Genomic DNA, 17,223 nt, shown 5'->3' with positions numbered 1-17,223 from the left:
TTACAGCGGGTGAGGTCCGCAGCGAAGCGGCCGTTCGTCCAAAAGGCTGGATTATCTCGGATCGAAAGCGCGACCCTGGGACTGGGTCATGCAGGCAAGTCCATCAGCCGCACGTGCTGGTACCCTCGCGTCTTCAAGTCCTTCAGGATTCCAACCACGTCGGTGTACCGATTGGATGCTTTCGGCTCGACGTAGATCGGGTTCCTGACATCGAGGCCCATTTCGTACAGGCGACGACCGATTTCACTTGCGGAAGTACGTTGAGATTTTTCGCCGTTATACGTCGAAATCTGGACGGTTCCGTCAGGGTTGAGATCGATCTGAGCGCCGTTTGTCTGAAGCGCCGTCTCGTAACAGCCCATCGTCCGGTAGACGCTGAATCCCGTCAACTGCGGTCGCGGCTCTGCGGGCGCCGATCCGCAGGCGCACAACCCCAACAATCCAAGGAGCCATACGGGTCTCATAGGACGACGTTCGCAGAAGTTGTGGCGTATCACAACCGTCTGCCCTGGCGTTCAAAAAAAATGGCGCACCAAACACGCTCGATCAGCGAGCCGCCGTGTGGCGAGCGGTAGCGCAGAAAAAGAGGAAGTAGAGACCGCGACCCGAAGGGGAATTCGTTGTGGCTGCTGCCTTCCGGCCCTGACCAGATTGGCGAAACCTTCGCCCGCGATCTCCAAGCGGAGATATGACGGGTGCGGCGGTTGGAATCAAGAGCTACAAACCCGCATGGCCCATCACAACACCTTCGCCGGCAATCCGCTCGATCGGGCCGGGGACCTGAGGAATGATCCCGACTGGCTGGCCGAGCAGGCCGCCAAGCCCTACGCCCAGGCCCTGGTGCTCTGGGAAGGGCGGCCGCTGATCGAGGAGACGGGCGAGGGGCCCAGGCTGGCGTGGCTGCAGATGCGCCATGCGCGCGCTCTGGTGCGCGATCGCGAGGCGTTTCTGGGCCTGTGGAACGACGAACCCGTCTTCGCCATCGAGTTCGAAGGCTTCATCGATCCGACCGACGGGCCGCTGGCCGGGCTGGGCGCCTTTCAAGAGATGCGCGCGGCGGCGGCGATCCTGCCGGCGGCGGATGCAGCCATGGCCGGCGGCGCCAAGAGCCTGTTCGACTGGCGACGCAAACACGGTTTCTGCGCCAACTGCGGCACGCTGAGCGAGACGGCGTCGGGCGGCTGGAAGCGGATTTGCCCGGCCTGCGGGACCGAGCATTTCCCGCGCGTCGATCCGGTGACCATCATGCTGCCGGTCTATAAAGGCGGGGCCGAGCCCATCTGCCTGCTTGGCCGTCAGGCGGCCTGGCCTGCCGGACGGATGTCGGCCCTGGCCGGGTTTCTGGAACCGGGCGAATCCATCGAGGAGGCCTGCGCCCGCGAGGTGAAGGAAGAGGCCGGCCTGACCGTGATCGCCACGGCCTATCACTCCAGCCAACCCTGGCCCTTTCCCTCGCAACTGATGATCGGCCTGATCGCGGAGGTGTCGGACGATCAGGCGCAACCGGACCAGACGGAACTGGAAGCGGTCGCCTGGCTGACGCGGGCCGAGGCGCGCGCCGTGCTGGCGGGCGAGCATCCGAGCATTCAGGCCCCGCCGCCCTTCGCCATCGCCCACAGCCTGATCAAGGCCTGGGCCGACGAGGTCTAGGCCAGCGCCCGCGCCGCCTCCAGGTCGGCGGGATTGTCGACGGACAGGGGGGCTTCGTCGATGACGGCGGCCCAGATCTGCATGCCCATTTCCAAGGCGCGCAGCTGTTCCAGCTTCTCGCGTTTTTCCAGCGGCGACGGCGGCGCGGCGCAGAAGCGGTTCAGCGCCTCTCGGCGATAGCCATAGACGCCGATATGGCGCCAGACGGGCGCGTCGCCATACAGGGTCGAGCGCGTGAAATAGAGGGCGCGCGCCTGGCGTTCGCCTTCGCCCAGGGCCAGCACCGCCTTGACCACGTCAGGATTGGTCCGGTCCGACCCGTCAGCCTCGGCGGCGACCAGGGTGGCGATGTCGCAGGCCGGCTCGCCGTGCAGAATGGCGGCGCAGGCGACGGCCAGACCAGGGCTGGCGAAGGGCATGTCGCCCTGAACGTTTATGACGGCGTCGAAATCGCCCTCGGGGTCGATGGCGTCCACGGCGGCGCGAATGCGGTCCGAGCCTGACGGCAGGGCCGGGTCGGTCAGGACGGCGCGGCCGCCTGCGGCTTCCACCGACTCGACGATCTCGGGATCGCCGGCGGCGACCACGACCGGCAGGCCCGAGGCCTCGGCCTGGCGATAGGCGCGCACGATCATCGGCGTGTCGCCGATCAGGGCCAGCGGCTTGTTCGGCAGGCGGGTGGCGGCCATGCGAGCCGGTATCATTATCAACGGATTCATCGACTTCTCTGACGCCTGTCTGGCCCGTCGCGCGTTGGGCCGGTTGCGAAGGCGGCGCTACCGTGCCAGAGACGCCAAAGCAAGATTATGTCCGGGGCGTGTTTTCGAGGGGCCCGGCCGGCAGAGGGAAACGACCAGGCGTATGAGCGGCGATCTTAAGTGGAACAAGATTTTCGGCGCGGCTCTGGGGACGGCGTTCGTCATCCTGGTCGTTCAGCAGGCCTCGGGCCTCGTCTATCATTCGGAAGCCCCCGAAAAGATGGGCTATTTCGTCGATGCGCCGGAAGAGGCCGCCGGCGGTGAAGCCGCCGAACTGGCGCCCGACTGGGGCACGGTGCTGCCGACCGCCGATCTGGCCGCCGGCGAGGCCGCCTTCGCCCGCTGCCAGGCCTGCCATGACGCGCACCAGGGCGGCGCCGACAAGATCGGTCCGAACCTGTGGGGCGTGGTCGGCGGTCCGGTCATGCACCGTCCGGGCTTCGCCTATTCCGACGCCATGGCCAAGCACAAGGCCGAGGCGCCGACCTGGGGCTATGACCAGATCAACAGCTTCATCACGGCCCCGGCCAAATATGTGCCCGGCACCAAGATGTCCTTCGCCGGCATCCGCGACACCCAGACGCGCATCAATCTGATCGCCTGGCTGCGCACTCAGGGCTCCGGCGGCTTCGCCATCCCGGCGCCGGATCCGACCCGTCAGCCTGGTGCAGCCGCGCCGGCCGCCGGCGCGCCCGCGACGGGCGAGGCCCCGGTGACCGAAGGCGCCGCCGCGACCGAAGCGACCGGCACGTCCCCGGCCGCCGGCGCCCCCGCCGCATCTCAGGCGACCCCGGCGGCCCCGCCCGCCGCGACGGCGTCTGCGCCGCCCAACACCTGATCGCTGCGGCGATGAACGACAAAAGGGCGGCCCGACGGGCCGCCCTTCTTCGTTTCGCGATGAGCGCTCGGCTCAGAGGATCTGCGCGGCCTCGTCGAACGACAGGCGCGGCGAGCGTGGAAACAGGTTCTCGTCCGAGCCATAGCCGAGGTTGAGGATATAGTTCGGCTCGACATTGCTGTCGGGAAAGAACTCGGCCTTCACGCCGGCGGCGTCGAAGCCGGACATCGGGCCGACATCCAGGCCCAGGGCGCGGGCCGCGATGGTCAGATAGCCGCCCTGCAGCGAGGCGTTGCGGAAGGCGGTCTCGCGCCGGCCGACCTCATCGGCAAACCAGGCCTTGGCGCCCGGCGCGTGGGGGAACAGGGCGTCGAGATGGTCGTGGAAGTCCATGTCCTGACCGACGATCACCGTCACCGGGGCCCGCTGCGTCTTGTCGCGATTGCCTTCGCTCATCAGCGGAATCAGGCGGGCCTTGGCCTCGGGCGAGGTGATGAAGACAAAGCGGGCCGGCGATCCGTTGACCGCCGTGGGCCCGAACTTGGTCAGGTCATACAGCTTGCGCAGCAGTTCCGGCGCGACGGGGCGGTCGGTCCAGCCGTTGCGTGTGCGCGCCTCGGTGAACAGTTGCGACAGGGCGGCGTCCGACAGCGGGACGTCGCGTTGATGATTAGCGTCATAGGCCATTGGATGCGTTCCTGACTTAAATAGCAACGATTGCAGGTGCTAATTAGGGTGTTTTGCAACAGCCGCAAGCGCCAATCCTGAAAGGCTCGGTTTCGATATTGCGCACCCACAACCCCTCTGTCGTCCGGGCTTTGTTCGCCCTATCTAGAGGGCATGAAAGATCTGACCCAACTGATGCAGCAGGCGCAGGCGATGCAGCAAAAGCTGCAGGACGCCCAGGCCAAGATGGCCGAAACCACAGCCGAGGGCTCGTCTGGCGGCGGGCTGGTGTCCATGTCCCTGAAGGGGCCGGGCGAGATCACCGCCATCAAAATCGACGACAGCCTGCTGACGCCAGGCGAGGGCGAGATCCTGGCCGATCTGATCGTCGCCGCCCATGCCGACGCCAAGCGCAAGCTGGATGAGCAGAACAACGCCCTGATCCGCGAGGCCGCAGGCCCCATGGCCGGGATGAACATTCCCGGAATGCCGAAACTGTTCTGATGGCCGCCTCCGCCGGCCCGGAGATCGAACGGCTGATCTCCCTTCTCGCCAAACTGCCGGGCCTGGGTCCGCGCTCGGCGCGGCGTGCGGCGCTGGCGCTGTTGAAGCGGCGCGAGCAGTTGCTGGTGCCGCTGGCGGCGTCGCTGGCCGAGACGGCCGAGAAGGTCGTGTCGTGCTCGGTTTGCGGCGCGCCGGATACGCGCGACCCCTGCGCCATCTGTTCGGACGGATCGCGCGACAATGGCCTGATCTGCGTGGTCGAAGAGGCCGGCGCCCTGTGGGCGATGGAGCGATCCGGCGCCTTTCGCGGCAAATATCATGTGCTGGGCGGACTGCTGTCCGCTCTGGACGGCGTCGGACCCGAGCATCTGCGGGTCACAGAATTGGTCGGGCGCGTAAGGGGCGGGGGCGTGCGTGAGGTCGTCTTGGCCCTGCCGGCCACGGTCGATGGCCAGACGACCGCCCACTATGTCGCTGAGCGGATCGCCGGGCCGGATGTGGAAATCACCTCGCTGGCGCGCGGGGTGCCGGTCGGCGGAGAATTGGACTGGCTGGACGACGGCACCATCGTCCAGGCCCTTCGCGCCCGCCGCCCGGCCTGACCGGATTAGTTCGAAGGCACCGTGGGGGCGTTGACGTTCGGCGCTTCGCCCGTCGGTGTGGCGACGGCGCGGCCCGTCGAACCCGTCGGCGCGTCGGCGGCGGGCGGGGTCTGGCTGTCGCCTGCGAAGGCCTGGGTCTCGGCGGCGGCGGCTTGCGGCCCCGTCTCAGCGTTCTTGGCGTTGAAAGCGCCGTTGGTCACGAACCACAGTCCCAACAGCAGCACCGCGGCGGCGAGGGTCGAAACCGCCAGGATGACGGCGATGCGCGGGTTCTTTCGGCCGCTGCGCACCAGTTCGGCGTCGACCGGCCGGCCGTCGTGCACCGCATCGGCGGCGGTGTCGTGTCGGTGGGGCTTTTCCGGGGTCATAGCGGGTCCTTCGTGCAAATGGCTGAGACACCAACGTCATCGCAACGACGACGTTCCGGACAAGCGGCGCCGGAAGGGCCCCGCTTCTCATTGAAGGCGACTCCCGTTAGGAACGGAGCATGAACATGCTTGTGCCGATCCTCGCTGTCCTGGCCGCCGCCTTCGCGGGCGGTTTTCTGTGGGCCTATATGGGCTGGCAGAAGACGAGCGGCGCGCTGGCGGCGGCCGAGGCCCGCATCGATCTGGTCGAGGAAAGCCGTGTGACCATGGGCGAACTGCTCAAGGCCCAGGCGGCGCAGTCGGCCCAAGTCGTGGCGGATCAGATGGTCAGTCGCGCGACCGAGACCTTCCGCGCCCAGGATCAGCTGGCGCGCGAGCGGATGGCCGCCCAGCTGAAACCCGTCGCCGACACCCTGACCAAGTTCCAGGAGCATGTCGCCGCGCTGGAGAAGACGCGCTCCGAAGAGACCGGGGGCCTGCGCGAGCAACTGGCCCAGCTGATGACGGCCTCGTCCGCCACGCGCGACGAGGCGCGCAAGCTGACCGAAGCCCTGCGCGGCAATACAGGCCGTCGCGGCCGCTGGGGCGAACAGACCTGCCGCAACGTGCTGGAGGCCGCCGGCATGGCGGGGCGGTTCGACTTCACCGAACAGACGTCCAGCGCCGACGACGAGGGCCGCCAGAACCGGCCTGACTTCATCGTCCGCCTGCCCGGCGGCGGCATGTTCGTGATCGACGCCAAGGTTCCGCTGGCCTTCGACGACGGGGAGGGCGACGAGGAGGCGCGCGCCCGCTCCGTCGGTCTGCGCACCGCCGCCAGCCTGAAGACCCATGTGCGCCAGCTGTCGTCCAAGGCCTATCAGGACCAGTTCAAACCCAGCCCAGATTTCGTCGTCCTGTTCGTGCCCGGCGATGCCTTCCTGGTCACGGCTCTGGACCATGAGCCGGACCTGATGACCCAGGCGATGGCCTCGCGCGTCGTCATCGTCACGCCCTCAACCCTGTTCGCCCTGTGCAAGGCCGTCGCCTATGGCTGGCGCGCGGAAGAACAGGCGGCCAACGCCGACAAGGTCGCCGCCCTGGGCCGCGAACTCTACAAGCGGCTGTCGGTCATGGGCGGTCATGCCTCCGCCGTCGGACGCGCGCTGGACACGGCTGTCGGCAAGTACAATCAGTTCGTCGGCTCGCTGGAGAGCCAGGTCATGGTCTCGGCTCGCCGGTTCGAGGATCTGCAGGTCGATCACGAGGGCAAAGCCTTGCCGGATCTAACGCCGGTCGAAAGCGCGCCCCGCGCCATCGCCCGTCCCGAACTGATCGCCGCCGCCAAGGCGGAGTAGGGCCTCTTTCCGTGGAAAGGGCGCTTGACAGCACCGACGCCGTGATGTCAATGTAGCTTGTCAATAGGACAAGGGGTGTTGACTCATGCGCAAGTGGCGGCCGGTAATCAAGGCGATTGCAATCACCTTCGGCGGCGGACTGGTGTTCGCCTTGGTCGGCGGGATCGCGATGGGATACGCCGCCCGCGCCGGCTGGATCGGTTCGGAGATGGGGGAGATGATCTTCACCGCCGTCTTCGCCGCCACCATCATGGCCGGCTCGCTGTGGGTCGGCGCCGAATGGATGCGGGTCATCGACGAAGCCGCACGTGAGGCGCACAAGGCCGCCTGGTACTGGGGCGGAACGGCGGGCATGTGCGTCAGCGGCGTGGGCCTTATCCTGTCCTCGGCCGGGCCGTGGCGCGAGGTCATCGCGCGTGAGATCGGATCGGGCGGCTCGCCCATTGACTACATGTCCGCCGGCGCCGCCTTGATGATTGCCCCCATGCTGATCGGCTACACCGTCGTCTGGGCCTGGTGGTGGCTGGCGCGGATGCGGGGCTGAGCCATGAACAATCGTCTCAAGGTCCTGCGCGCCGAGCGCGACTGGAGCCAGGCGCAGCTGGCCGAACAGCTCGGCGTGTCGCGCCAGACCGTGAACGCCCTGGAGACCGGCCGTTACGACCCCTCCCTGCCGCTGGCCTTCAAGATCGCCCGCGTCTTCGGCCAACCCATCGAATCCATCTTTTCAGACGACAAAGCGTGAACTCATGACCTTTACAGCCCATCTCAAATCCTCCGTCTCCATCCTGGTGCGGGGTGCGGTCGGCGTCGCCGGCGGCGTGGCGCTGTTCGCCGCCATCGCCGGCGTCCCGGCCGACGCCCTGGCCCAGACCGCCGCGCCTGCTGCGCCCGCGCCCATCCAGGGCGAAGGCCCCGCGCTGTGGGTGGTCAAGGATGCGGATTCGACCCTGTATCTGTTCGGCTCGGTCCACGTGCTTCGCCCGACGACCGGCTGGGCCAGCCCCCGCGTCGAGGCCGCCTTCGACAGCGCCTCGGACATCTGGTTCGAGATCAGCAATCCCGACGACCAGGCCGCCATCATGCCGCTGATCCAGCAGCACGGCCTGTCGCCCGAGACGCCGTTGTCCAGCCGCCTGACGCCGGAAGAAAACGCCGAACTGGACGCGGCCGCCCAGGCCATGGGCGCCTCCGCCGCCCAGCTTCAGCCGATGAAGCCCTGGCTGGCGGCGCTCAGCCTGTCGGTCGCGCCGCTGATCAAGGCCGGCTACGATCCCAAGTCGGGTGTGGAGCTGGTGCTGAAGGCGCGAGCAGAGGCGGCGGGCAAGCCGATCCACGGCTTCGAGACCATCGACAAGCAGATCGGCATCCTGGCCGGCCTGCCCGACGACGTGCAACTGGTCTTCCTGCGCGAGACGCTGAAGGACTACGAGAACGCCGCCACAAAACTGGATGAAATGGTCGAGGCCTGGGCCCGGGGCGACGTCGCGACGCTGGACCGCGTCACGATCACGGAAATGAAGGAGGCCTCGCCGGCCCTCTATCAATCCGTTCTGGTGGATCGGAACACCGACTGGGCCAACCAGATTCAGACCCTGCTTGAAGGCGCCGGCACCGCCTTCATCGCCGTCGGCGCCGCCCACCTGACCGGAGATGACAGCGTCCAGGCCATTCTGCAAAAGCGCGGCGTGACGGTCGAAGCGGCGAACTGAGGTCGGAAGGAAGGCGCGGCGGCGACGTCGCGCCTTCGCCGAGAGGCTGGAGCGGGCAGCGGGAATCGAACCCGCACGAAAAGCTTGGGAAGCTTTCAGGCTACCACTACATCATGCCCGCGATGGCCTGAGGCCGGTCTATCTCAAGGCTGAACGGCGCTCAAGGTATGACCGGACTCTGGGCGCGCGCTTCATTCTCGCGCGCATAGCGCTGGGCGATGATCGTGCAGGCGAACAGCTGGATCTGGTGGAACAGCATGATCGGCAGGACGATCAGCGGCACGGCGTGACCGGCGAACAGGATGCCGGCCATGGGGATGCCGGTGGCCATGCTCTTCTTGGAGCCGCAGAACAGGATGACGATCCGGTCGGGGCGATCGAACTTCAGCGCTCGCCCGGCGAACAGGGTCACGGCCAGGACGATGGCCAGCAGGGCGATGTTCAGGCCGATGACCTTGGCCAGATCCAGCGGCGCGACCTGGGACCAGACGCCGGCGACAACGCCCTCGCTGAAGGCGGCATAGACAATCAGCAGGATGGAGCCGCGGTCGACCAAGCCGGTCAGTTTGGCGTGGCGGGTCAGCCAGTCCTTCAGCAGAGGGCGGCACAGCTGGCCCACGGCGAAGGGGGCCAGGATCTGCAGACCGATGTCGAGGATGGACTGCAGATGGATGCCGCCATTGGCGCCGCCGATCAGCAGGGCGACCAGCAGCGGCGTCACGATCACGCCCAGCAGGTTCGACAGGCTGGCGCTGGTCAGGGCGCCCGCGACATTGCCGCCGGCGATGGAGGTGAAGGCGATGGAGGACTGCACTGTGGACGGCAACAGACAAAGATACAGCATCCCGGTCAGCAGATCGGGCTGAAGCGACCCCCGCATCAGGAAGACCAGCCCAAGCCCCAGCAGCGGAAACAGCAGGAAGGTCGACAGGAAGACCGTGCCCTGAAGCCGCCAGTGCAGCAGGCCCGCGCCGATGGCCGCCGGCGACATCCGCGCGCCATACAGGAAGAACAGCAGGGCGATGGCGGCCTTGACCACCCCGTCCATGACGACGGCCGCCTGTCCGCTGGCGGGGAACAGGGCCGCCAGGATCACCATGCCGATCAGGGCCAGCAGATAGCCGTCGATCGGCAGGCGGGACAGGAAACGAGGCATGGGCGGCTCAAGGCTGCGGCGGGCTGACGCACTGATAGGCGCATCAGCCCCCGCATTGAACCCGCGTCATCAGGCCCCGGCGCGGTTCTTGACCAGATCGTCCACGACTGACGGGTCGGCCAAGGTCGAGGTGTCGCCCAGCGCGCCGATCTCGTTCTCGGCGATCTTGCGCAGGATGCGCCGCATGATCTTGCCCGACCGGGTCTTGGGCAGACCCGGCGCCCACTGGATCACGTCGGGCGCGGCGATAGGGCCGATCTCGTGACGGACGTGGGCGACCAGGGCCTTGCGCAGCTCCTCGGTCGCCTCGACCCCGTTGTTCAGGGTGACATAGGCGTAGATGCCCTGGCCCTTGATGTCGTGGGGATAGCCGACGACCGCCGCCTCGGCGACATCGTCGTGCAGGACCAGCGCGCTCTCGACCTCGGCCGTGCCCATTCGGTGGCCCGAGACGTTGATGACGTCGTCAACCCGGCCGGTGATCCAGTAATAGCCGTCCTCGTCCCGGCGGCAGCCGTCGCCAGTGAAGTAGCGGCCCGGATAGGTCGAGAAATAGGTGTCGAAGAAGCGCTGATCGTCGCCATAAACGGTGCGCATCTGACCCGGCCAACTGTCGGTGATGCACAGGTTGCCGGAGACGGCGCCCTCCAGCGGCCGGCCCTCGGCGTCCACGATCTGAAGCTCGACGCCGGGCAGGGGCAGGGTCGCCGAGCCGGGCTTCAGGTCGGTGGCGCCGGGCAGGGGGGTGATCAGATGGCCGCCCGTCTCGGTCTGCCACCAGGTGTCCACGATGGGGCAACGGCCATCGCCGACCACCTCGTGATACCAGCGCCAGGCCTCGGGATTGATCGGTTCGCCCACCGTGCCGAGCAGACGCAGCGAGGCGCGCGACGAGGCCTTTACCGGCGCATCGCCCTCGCGCATCAGGGCGCGCAGGGCCGTGGGCGCGGTGTAGAAGATCTCGACCTTGTGCTTGTCCACCACCTGCCAGAAGCGGCCGGCGTCGGGATAGTTGGGCACGCCCTCGAACATCAGGGTCGTCGCCGCATTCGCGAGCGGGCCATAAACCATATAGGAGTGGCCGGTGACCCAGCCGACGTCGGCGGTGCACCAGAAGACCTCGCCCGGGCGATAGTCGAAGACGATCTCGTGCGTCCAGGCGGCCCAGAACAGATAGCCGCCCGTGGTGTGCAGCACGCCCTTGGGCTTACCCGTCGAGCCGGAGGTGTAAAGGATGAACAGCGGATCCTCGGCGTTCATCGGCTCGGGCGGGCAGTCGGCGTCGGCCTTGGCGGCCTCCAGCCCATAGTCGAAGTCGCGGCCCTCGATCATCGGCACGTCGGCGCCGGTGCGGCGGATGACCAGGACGGTGTCGACCTTCACCTTCGTCAGGGCCTCGTCGACATTGGCCTTCAACGGAATGTGCTTGCCGCCGCGCAGACCTTCGTCGGCGGTGATGACCAGGTTGGAACCGCAGTCCTCGATCCGGCCGCACAGGCTGTCGGGCGAGAAGCCGCCGAAGACGACCGAATGCACCGCACCGATCCGCGCGCAGGCCAGCATGGCGTAGGCGGCCTCGGGGATCATCGGCAGATACAGGGTGATCCGGTCGCCCTTCTTGGCCCCATGCGCCTTCAGCACATTGGCCATGCGGCACACCTCGGCGTGCAGTTCGCCGAAGGTGATATGGCGGCTGTCGGCGGGATCGTCGCCTTCCCAGATGATAGCCGTCTCGTCCTTGCGGTGGGGCAGGTGACGGTCGATGCAATTGGCCGAGACGTTCAGGACGCCGTCCTCGAACCAGCGAATGCGGAAGTCATCCTTGTTGAAGGAGACGTCCTTGATCCGGGTCGGCGGCGTGATCCAGTCCAGACGTCTGGCCTGTTCGGCCCAGAAGACGTCAGGCGTCTCGCGCGCGGCGATCCGCGCCGCCTCATACGTTTCCCGGTTCATATGGGCCTTGTCAGCCCAGTCGGCGGGGACGGGATAGAGGGCGGGATCAGGCACGCGAGACGTCTCCGGCATCACATCAGAATCCGTATTTGGCGAACAGGATCAGACGGGTCATGTCGCCGCTGGCGCCGGTTTCGATCTCGCGGTCCGCGAACATCAGCTCGGCCCCGACATCAAACGCCGTAACCGGCGACCAGATCAAGTTGGCGTGGAGGCTCTGGGCCGAACGGTTGGCGGCCAGGCCTGTGAAGGCCAAGTCGTTGTCCACCTTCTGCGCCGACCAGATCAGGCTGGAACGCCAGCCGGGCGCCCAGACGTGGCGATAGGCGGCGAAGCCGGCGACCACGCCGATCGCATCCAGATCGCCCGCGCCGTTCAGCACCGCGTCGTTTGAGAAGTTCAGACCGACATAGCGACCGATGCCCTCGCCGCCCGTCACCATCAGGCGCAGATCGTCCCTGGCGCCGACCTTGATCTTGGTCGAGGCCGACAGGCCCCAGCCGGTTGCGGTGGAATCGATGTTGCTGGCCGGGTTCTGGTATTTCAGCTGACGCAGCAGGCCCGCGATCTGGAAATCGCCCCAGGGCTTGGACACCGCATAGCGGGCGGTGAAGTCCGGCAGGGTGCTGTCGTCGGCGACGATGCGCGCGCCGCCGCCGAACGGGGTCACCGTCGTCTCGGGGTTCTCCACAGAGACCGAGAAGGGACCGCGGGTGTAGCGGACCTGGACCTGACGGGCGAAGACCGTGCCCTCCGCCGCGCCGATGAAGTCGGCGGATTCGGGTAGGACGGCGGTGTTCTGGAAGTTGGTCCACTCCTGGCCGATCAGCCAGTTGTCGATGGTGATGAAGGCGCGACGCAGGGCCGGGTTGGCCGGGCTGGTGGTGCGCTGGTCGCCGGCGCCGGGCAGGGTCTGGAAGTCCATTTCCATGCGGGTGCCGATCTTGTGACCGCCGACCATGCCGTCGGTGGTCAGCCAGAAGCGGGTCTGGCGGGCGTTGAAGTCGGTCGCCGTATCCTCATCGGCGCCGCCGATGGGGATGGAGCCGGGAATGTGGAATTCACGCAGCGCGTCGCCGTTGGCCGGGTCGCCGCCCGAGTAGCGGCTGGCGTAGGCGTCCACCTTGACGAAGCCGCCGAACTTGACCGTGTGGTCGCCGATGCGGAAGCCGTCGCTGGGTGCGGCGGGCGCCGCCGCCTGCTGGACCGGGGCGGGCGCGGCCGGGCGGGTCTCCAGGCGGATGATGTCCTGCTGCTGCGCCGCCTGCTGGGTGCGCGCGGCGACCACCTCCGTCTTCAGGGCGTTCAGCTCGCTTTCGAGTTGAGCGATGCGGGCCTCCAGCGCCGCCTGGCTGGTCTGGGCCGAGGCAAGCCCCGGCGCCGAGAGCAGGGCGATCGCGGCGGCGCTGGAAAACAGGCCTGCCGATAGACGTGTCTTGATCATGATGAAAAATCCTCCCGCGCCCGTCTAACGCGTGCGTCCCTTCCCAAACCTTTCCGCCTTGGACAGAGCGAGGCCATTGGCCATTGGTCTAATTTCGACCAAAGTCGAACCGCGCCATGATGGCGACGACGCGGCCGGTCAGACGCCGCGCACGGAAGGAAGCCCATGGATCGCATCGTCGTCGCCGACGACCATCCGCTGTTTCGCGCCGCCCTGCGCTCGGCCGTCGACAAGGCGGCGCCGGGCGCGGAGGTGGTGGAATGCGCCAGCCTGGCCGAGGCTCGGGCCGCGATGGTCGCGGGACCCGTCGATCTGTTGCTGCTGGATCTGAAGCTGTCGGACAGCGAGGGGATGGCGGGCCTCGCCGCCGTGCGGGCCGAACAGCCGACCGTGCCGGTGGCGGTGGTCTCGGCCAGCGAGGACGCGCCGGTGGTGCGCCATGCCCTGGGTCTGGGCGCCGCCGGCTTCATTCCCAAGTCTTCGTCCCTGCCGCAGATGGTCGAGGCCATCGCCGCCATTCTGGCCGGCGACAGCTGGGCGCCGGATGTGCCCGAGGCCGACGACGATCTGGCGGGCCGCGTGGCCAGCCTGACGCCGTCGCAACTGCGGATTCTCGAAGGGCTGAAGGCCGGGCGGTTGAACAAGCAGATCGCCTTCGACCTCGGCGTCTCCGAAGCCACCATCAAGGCGCATCTGACCAGCGTGTTTCGAAAGTTGGGCGTCCACAACCGGACCCAGGCGGTGATCCTGGCCAAGTCGCTGGACCCGGCTTAACTCGCCAGCTCCTAGCTCGACAGGAAGGCCTTCAGCGCCGCCGGCTTGATCGGCTTGGGCAGAAGTGCGGCGCCGGCCGCCGTGGCCTGCTCGTTCAGCCCGTCGCGGGTGTCGGCGGTGACCAGGGCGATGCGGCGCACGCCCTGGGGCCGCAGCCAGTCGATGACGGCGAACCCTTCGGGCCCGTCGCCCAGATGCAGATCGACCACGGCGGCGTCGAACGGCCCTTGCGCCGCCTTGGCCGCCTCGACGCTTGCGACCAGCGTCGGCCGTGCACCCCAGCGGGTGAGCAGGGCGTTCAGCGCGTCCAGGATCACCGGCTCATTGTCCACGCACAGCACGCGCAGGCCCGCCAACGGCAAGCGCGCCTCGCGCACCGGCGCGACGTCGGGGACCATATCGGCCGCGCTGCGCGGCACGGTGATCCGGAAGGTCGTGCCGCGCCCCACACGGGAACTCAGCTCCAGCGGGTGATCGAGCAGGCTGGACAGGCGGCGCACGATCGCCAGGCCCAGGCCTGCGCCCGGTTCATCGACGGCGCCCGGCAGACGGACGAACTCGCCGAAGACGGTTTCGTGTTCCGGGTCGGGAATGCCGCGTCCGGTGTCGCAGACGAACAGCTGCACCGTCTCGCCCCGCCGACGCGCCCCGACCAGCACCCGGCCGGCATCCGTGTAGCGGATCGCGTTGGCCACCAGATTCTGCAGCATGGAGCGGAGCAGGTCGCGGTCGGACGCGACCCACAGGCGGCTGGACATCACGGTCAGAGCCAGACCCTTGGCCTCGGCGACGGGCGCGAACTCGCGGCGCAGTTCGTCGAACAGGCCGCCCAGCGACAGCCGTGCGACATTGGTCCGCACGCCGCCAGCCTCCAGCTTGGACAGGTTCAGCAGGGCGGTCAGCAGACGGTGGGCGCTGTCGATGGCGCGGTCGGCGTTGACGGCCAGGGTGCGGCTGGTCGCATCTTCCAGCGCCGGCTCCTCCTTCAGGGCGGCGATGAACAGGCGGGCGGCGTGCAGCGGTTGCAGCAGGTCGTGGCTGGCGGCGGCCAGGAACCGGGTTTTGGAGGCCGTGGCGTCTTCGGCGACGCGCCGGGCCTCGTCCAGCCGGGCGGTGCGGTCCGCAACGCGCGCCTCCAGCCGTTCGTTGGCCTCCTCCAGCTCGCGCGCGGCTTGGCGCAGGGCGGTGATGTCGGTGTAGCTGGTGGCGTAGCCGCCGCCGGGGATCGGCGCGCCGGAGGAGCGCAGCACCCGGCCGTCCGGCTGCTGGCGTTCGTGATCGTGGGGGATGCGGCGGCTCAACGCCTCCAGCCGCCGCTCGACCCAGGCCTCGATGTCGTCGGGGCTTTCGCCGCGCTCGGCGTTCAGGCGATAGATGACGGCGATGGGCAGACCGACGTGGACGAAGCCGACCGGCAGGTCGAACATCGCGACGTAGCGCCGGTTCCAGGCGGTGACGCGCAGATCCTCGTCCACCACGATGACGCCCTGGTCGATGTTGTCGAGGGTGGTCTGCAGCAGGTCGCGGTTGAACTGAACGGCCTGGGACGCCTCGTCCAGCATCCGCACCACGTCCTCGGGCGCGCGCCCGACGCCGGCCAGCGCCGCCGCGATGACCCGACGCGCAGAGGCCGCGCCGATGGCGCCCGCCAGCATCCGCTCGGCAGCGCGCGCCAGGGCCGCATCGGCTGGGTCCGCGTCGCGCAGCTTGGTGTCGGTCTCATCGCCCCAGGCGGTGAAGGCGCGCTCGGCCCGTTCGTCGCCGATGAAGCGGGCGACCAGGGCGCGCAGATCGCCGACTGAGGCGCCCGACGGCGCGGGCCGGGCCACCATCCAGTCCGGTCCCAGCCGATCCACGAAGGCGCGGGCCTGAACCCGGTCGATCAGGCGGGGCTGAGCAAAGCGCGACACGCCGACATAGGCCGCCAGGTTCAACGCCAGGCTGACGAAGACGCCCAAGGCCAGCGGGTCCTTGACCCCCAGCATGACGTGCAGGTGCCAGGGCGCGCTGGGCGACAGCTGGGGAAGCGCCAGCATGACGATCCAGACGCCCATCCCGACCGTCATTCCCGCCAGCGCCCCCTGCGCATGGCCGCCCCGCCACAGGACGGCGCCGAACAGGGCCGGCGCTAGTTGGGCCATCGCCGCGAAGGACACCAGCCCCATGGCCGCCAGGCCGCGCGACTGATCCGTCGCCTGATAGTAGAGCCAGGCCAGCAGCAGGACCGCGACAATGGCCCCCCGCCGGACCTGAAGGATGGTCCCCGCCATGTCCGAGGCGTCGCCACGCACCCGCCAACGCTCGCGCGCCAGGAAGGGTAGGATCAGGCTGTTGGACACCATGGCCGACAGGGCCACGGCCTCGACGATGACCATGGCGGTGGCGGCGGAAAAGCCGCCGACGAAGACCACGGCCGTCAGCAGGGTCTCGCCCCGCTGGAACGGCAGGGCCAGCACCAGCAGGTCTGGATTCACCGAGGGCGCAAACAGCGCGCCCGCCGCCACCAGCGGCAGGATCGCCAGACTGGTCAGCAGCAGATAGAGCGGAAATATCCACCGCGCCCGCTTCACGTCCGACGGCTGGGCCCCCTCCACGAAGGCGACGTGGAACTGACGCGGCAGGCAGAAGATGGCCAGGGTCGACAGCAGGGTGATGGCGGTGAAGCGCGGCGTGACCTCGGGCGGCGCGGCCAGGGCGCGCAAGCCCTCGATGATGCGCGGGGGCGACCCTTCGTTCAGCAGCAGGACCAGGGCGAAGACGGCGACGAACAGCAGGGCGCCCAGCTTGACCATCGACTCCAGACCGATGGCCTGGATCAGGCCGCGATTGTGCTCGGTCAGGTCGGGACGACGGGCGCCGAACAGGATGGCGAAGAAGGCCAGCACCCCGGCCAGCACCAGGACCGTCAGACCCTCGGACCCCGCAACCGGCGTGCCGGCCGTCAGCAGGGCGCCGGCCATCGACAGCGACTTCAGCTGCAGCGCGATATAGGGCAGCGACCCCAGGATGGCGACGACGGTGACCGCCGCGCCCAGGGTCTGGCTCTTGCCGTAGCGCGAGGCCACGAAGTCGGCCATGGAGCCCACATTCTCGCGCCGGGCGGCCGCCGCGATCCGGCGCCATAGCGGGAACAGCAGCGTCAGGCCGATGACCGGGCCGATGTAGATGGGCAGATACTCCCATCCATCGCGCGCCGCCGTGCCGACCGCGCCATAGTAGGTCCATGAGGTGCAGTAGATCGCCAGCGACAGAGCGTAGACCGACGGCCCCAGCCCCTTGCCGCGCGCGCGCGCCGACGGCCGTTCCTGAGACCAGGCGACGGCGAACAGCACCGCCATATAGGCGGCGACCAGGCCGAGGATCGTCAGGCTGAACATCGGGGCATCTGAACCGGGCACGGGGTGTTTCACAAGCGAAAGGCGGGCCGTCTTGCGACGACCCGCCCTTCATTCCGCCTGAAA

Annotated in this window: 17 protein-coding genes, 1 tRNA gene and 1 other RNA gene; 9 read left to right on the top strand and 10 right to left on the bottom strand. The window is 68.2% G+C overall.

Features of this window, described 5'->3' with window-relative positions; genetic code table 11:
• Positions 1–86: 86 nt before the first annotated feature.
• Together JX001_RS00275 and ffs are read right to left on the bottom strand one after the other, a co-directional pair.
• Positions 87–389 carry a hypothetical protein gene (locus JX001_RS00275; RefSeq protein ID WP_038293977.1) on the bottom strand — a complete coding sequence of 101 codons (303 nt, stop codon included), beginning with the start codon at positions 387–389 and terminating at the stop codon, positions 87–89.
• Between the two features lie 197 nt (positions 390–586).
• Positions 587–682: signal recognition particle sRNA small type (ffs, locus tag JX001_RS00270), an RNA gene on the bottom strand.
• A gap of 47 nt (positions 683–729) precedes the next feature.
• Between ffs and nudC the strand changes: the two genes are divergently transcribed.
• Complete coding sequence (nudC, locus tag JX001_RS00265) at positions 730–1,650, top strand: NAD(+) diphosphatase (protein WP_205681818.1); 921 nt, start codon at positions 730–732, stop codon at positions 1,648–1,650.
• Here nudC and JX001_RS00260 read toward each other — a convergent pair.
• Positions 1,647–2,369 (bottom strand): 3-deoxy-manno-octulosonate cytidylyltransferase, encoded by a 723-nt coding sequence (locus JX001_RS00260; RefSeq protein ID WP_205681817.1) that lies wholly within the window; start codon positions 2,367–2,369, stop codon positions 1,647–1,649. The two genes, nudC and JX001_RS00260, sit on opposite strands and share 4 nt — an antisense overlap.
• Positions 2,370–2,511: 142 nt before the next feature.
• On the opposite strand from JX001_RS00260, the gene JX001_RS00255 reads away from it, so the two are divergent.
• Positions 2,512–3,246 carry a c-type cytochrome gene (locus JX001_RS00255; RefSeq protein WP_066629370.1) on the top strand — a complete coding sequence of 245 codons (735 nt, stop codon included), beginning with the start codon at positions 2,512–2,514 and terminating at the stop codon, positions 3,244–3,246.
• A gap of 72 nt (positions 3,247–3,318) precedes the next feature.
• On the opposite strand, the gene JX001_RS00250 is transcribed toward JX001_RS00255, so the two are convergent.
• The gene (locus tag JX001_RS00250) at positions 3,319–3,933 is read right to left on the bottom strand and encodes a malonic semialdehyde reductase (protein ID WP_205681816.1); all 615 of its coding nucleotides are present in this window, start codon (positions 3,931–3,933) and stop codon (positions 3,319–3,321) included.
• 153 nt (positions 3,934–4,086) lie between these two features.
• Here JX001_RS00250 and JX001_RS00245 point away from each other — a divergent pair, with 153 nt between their 5' ends.
• The gene (locus JX001_RS00245; RefSeq protein ID WP_205681815.1) at positions 4,087–4,416 is read left to right on the top strand and encodes a YbaB/EbfC family nucleoid-associated protein; all 330 of its coding nucleotides are present in this window, start codon (positions 4,087–4,089) and stop codon (positions 4,414–4,416) included.
• Positions 4,416–5,018 (top strand): recombination mediator RecR, encoded by a 603-nt coding sequence (recR, locus tag JX001_RS00240; RefSeq protein ID WP_091751010.1) that lies wholly within the window; start codon positions 4,416–4,418, stop codon positions 5,016–5,018. The genes JX001_RS00245 and recR overlap by 1 nt, the downstream gene beginning before the upstream one ends.
• A gap of 5 nt (positions 5,019–5,023) precedes the next feature.
• On the opposite strand, the gene JX001_RS00235 is transcribed toward recR, so the two are convergent.
• Positions 5,024–5,386, bottom strand: coding sequence for a hypothetical protein (locus JX001_RS00235; RefSeq protein WP_205681814.1), 363 nt, complete (start codon positions 5,384–5,386; stop codon positions 5,024–5,026).
• Between the two features lie 119 nt (positions 5,387–5,505).
• Between JX001_RS00235 and JX001_RS00230 the strand changes: the two genes are divergently transcribed.
• The 4 genes from JX001_RS00230 to JX001_RS00215 all read left to right on the top strand — a co-directional run bounded on the left by JX001_RS00230 (position 5,506) and on the right by JX001_RS00215 (position 8,435).
• Positions 5,506–6,723, top strand: a complete 1,218-nt coding sequence (locus JX001_RS00230) for a DNA recombination protein RmuC (RefSeq protein WP_205681813.1) — start codon at positions 5,506–5,508, stop codon at positions 6,721–6,723.
• Positions 6,724–6,808: 85 nt separating this feature from the next.
• Positions 6,809–7,267: a hypothetical protein gene (locus JX001_RS00225; RefSeq protein ID WP_017505629.1), complete on the top strand. Its 459-nt coding sequence runs from the start codon at positions 6,809–6,811 to the stop codon at positions 7,265–7,267.
• A 3-nt stretch (positions 7,268–7,270) separates the two neighbouring features.
• The gene (locus tag JX001_RS00220; protein ID WP_017505630.1) at positions 7,271–7,468 is read left to right on the top strand and encodes a helix-turn-helix transcriptional regulator; all 198 of its coding nucleotides are present in this window, start codon (positions 7,271–7,273) and stop codon (positions 7,466–7,468) included.
• Between the two features lie 4 nt (positions 7,469–7,472).
• Positions 7,473–8,435 carry a TraB/GumN family protein gene (locus JX001_RS00215; RefSeq protein WP_205681812.1) on the top strand — a complete coding sequence of 321 codons (963 nt, stop codon included), beginning with the start codon at positions 7,473–7,475 and terminating at the stop codon, positions 8,433–8,435.
• 47 nt (positions 8,436–8,482) lie between these two features.
• Here the strand turns inward: JX001_RS00215 and JX001_RS00210 are convergent.
• From JX001_RS00210 to JX001_RS00195, 4 genes are all read right to left on the bottom strand, one after another.
• A tRNA-Gly gene (locus JX001_RS00210) sits at positions 8,483–8,556 on the bottom strand.
• 39 nt (positions 8,557–8,595) lie between these two features.
• Entirely contained in the window at positions 8,596–9,591 is a 996-nt protein-coding gene (locus JX001_RS00205; RefSeq protein ID WP_205681811.1) for a bile acid:sodium symporter family protein, read from the bottom strand.
• 69 nt (positions 9,592–9,660) lie between these two features.
• Positions 9,661–11,616 (bottom strand): acetate--CoA ligase, encoded by a 1,956-nt coding sequence (acs, locus tag JX001_RS00200; RefSeq protein WP_205681810.1) that lies wholly within the window; start codon positions 11,614–11,616, stop codon positions 9,661–9,663.
• 4 nt (positions 11,617–11,620) lie between these two features.
• Positions 11,621–12,988, bottom strand: a complete 1,368-nt coding sequence (locus JX001_RS00195; protein WP_205681809.1) for a DcaP family trimeric outer membrane transporter — start codon at positions 12,986–12,988, stop codon at positions 11,621–11,623.
• Positions 12,989–13,153: 165 nt separating this feature from the next.
• Between JX001_RS00195 and JX001_RS00190 the strand changes: the two genes are divergently transcribed.
• Positions 13,154–13,762, top strand: a complete 609-nt coding sequence (locus JX001_RS00190) for a response regulator transcription factor (RefSeq protein ID WP_161640064.1) — start codon at positions 13,154–13,156, stop codon at positions 13,760–13,762.
• 11 nt (positions 13,763–13,773) lie between these two features.
• Here the strand turns inward: JX001_RS00190 and JX001_RS00185 are convergent, their stop codons facing one another.
• On the bottom strand, positions 13,774–17,139 hold the full coding sequence (locus JX001_RS00185; RefSeq protein ID WP_205681808.1) for a hybrid sensor histidine kinase/response regulator: 3,366 nt from the start codon (positions 17,137–17,139) through the stop codon (positions 13,774–13,776).
• Positions 17,140–17,223: the final 84 nt, after the last annotated feature.

Source organism: Brevundimonas fontaquae, from assembly GCF_017086445.1.
Classification (GTDB): Bacteria; Pseudomonadota; Alphaproteobacteria; order Caulobacterales; family Caulobacteraceae; genus Brevundimonas; species Brevundimonas fontaquae.
This window is presented reverse-complemented; position numbering and strand designations above follow the sequence as displayed.